Origin of the sequence: Pseudomonas sp. 14P_5.3_Bac1, from assembly GCF_025466135.1 — a bacterium.
In the GTDB taxonomy this organism is placed as follows: domain Bacteria; phylum Pseudomonadota; class Gammaproteobacteria; order Pseudomonadales; family Pseudomonadaceae; genus Aquipseudomonas.
On record NZ_JANLOF010000072.1, the window covers coordinates 1 to 1,284 of the forward strand.

Sequence of the window (1,284 nt, forward strand, 5' to 3'; positions counted from 1 at the left end):
CGTTCGGCGAGCAACTGACCATGGACGTCGTAGGCGAAGCGCAGGGCTTGGGAATTGCCAAAGGGTAGGGATTTATTTGATTGTAAATTTAAATGTTCCCCACTTAACTGCTCATCAGCATGCTTGGGTGATGGTATGGAAGGTCTTTTTATCTTCATCAAAAAAAAGGTAAGCCTGTGCGCTGTCGTGGCTCAATTCGCTAATGTCGAGCTGCCCCACGAAAACCATCGGCTTTCCGCTTTCTATTGGCCATTCGGGGCTTTGAAGCCATTTTGGCTGTGTTTTCAAACACCGAAAATCAGTTTTTATTTTTTCCTTCAACCACGATTGCAAATCTTTCGGACTCAGGTTTTTTTGCTCTTCGATTAGGTTCGATAGATAGTCGGATGATAGGGACAGCCACTTTGGTTGAACTTTTAGCGTCAGGTTAAATAGATTTTCGTACTTTTTTTCCACCGTGTGAGTAATGCCATTCTTGCTCAGAACACCCGACAGAAGCGTTTGAACATTGTAAATGCACTCAAAATTTCGAAAGTCCTGACTGATTGCATAGGTATAGAGATCAGGTTCACTGACGTACGCTGGCAAGTTTTTCTCACCTTTCAGCAACGCTTCGACAGTTGCATCTGCGTAGACTTTTTCTTCGAATTCCTTGGGTGAAATAGAGCCTTCGACGAATTTTTTAATGATGTCTATAGCGGTCATTACTTGCTTCCTAAATGTCTGAATTCATCAAGTGCTGCGTGCTGCTCGCGAGTGACCTCACGCAGGTTTCGAGGATTGTTCACATCCCTACCACCGTTTCTTTGAGGGTTGTGGTGATGCAATTCCATTGAGTTGCCGTTGGCGTCCAGGGGTGCCGAACCACGCTTCATACGGCTCATGTTAGACGGACTGAATTCGCCAGATGTTTTTGAAGCTTCATGGCGGTTTTTCCAGTACCGATTTCTTACCACATCCCAAGCCGGAGCTTTGCCGTTAGGCAACGGTTTGTCTATGGCTTGGCCGCGTTTCCAGCGTTTGAACTGAACGCAACTCCAACCCCAAGGATCGATCCAGCCGACGGGATTTGGGCTGTATTGATAGAGGTTCAGTCCTCCCGCCAACCCAATCGGATCCGGCGTCGTAAACCGCCCCACATCCGGATCATAAAACCTGAACGTATTGAAATGCAGCCCCGTCTCCCGGTCCAGATACTGCCCCTGAAACCGTAGATTTTGTTCCTCGATGTAATAAGGCTCGCGCGCCTCTTCCAGCGTGCTGCCCCACACCCGGTAAGTCGCC

General features: G+C 48.0%; 2 protein-coding genes. Both read right to left on the minus strand.

Translation table 11 applies throughout. The features are described 5' to 3' along the window. Window positions 1-114 precede the first annotated feature (114 nt). Window positions 115-705 carry a hypothetical protein gene (locus NTD89_RS18895; protein ID WP_262209043.1) on the minus strand — a complete coding sequence of 197 codons (591 nt, stop codon included), beginning with the start codon at window positions 703-705 and terminating at the stop codon, window positions 115-117. Beyond that, a partial coding sequence (locus NTD89_RS18900) for an RHS repeat-associated core domain-containing protein (protein ID WP_315975614.1) occupies window positions 705-1,284 on the minus strand: 580 nt, incomplete at its 5' end. The genes NTD89_RS18900 and NTD89_RS18895, both read right to left, overlap by 1 nt.

Excerpts from the sequence above, each read along its gene's own strand:
- NTD89_RS18895 (WP_262209043.1), bottom strand. The coding sequence starts at position 705 with ATGACCGCTATAGACATCATTAAAAAATTCGTCGAAGGCTCTATTTCA.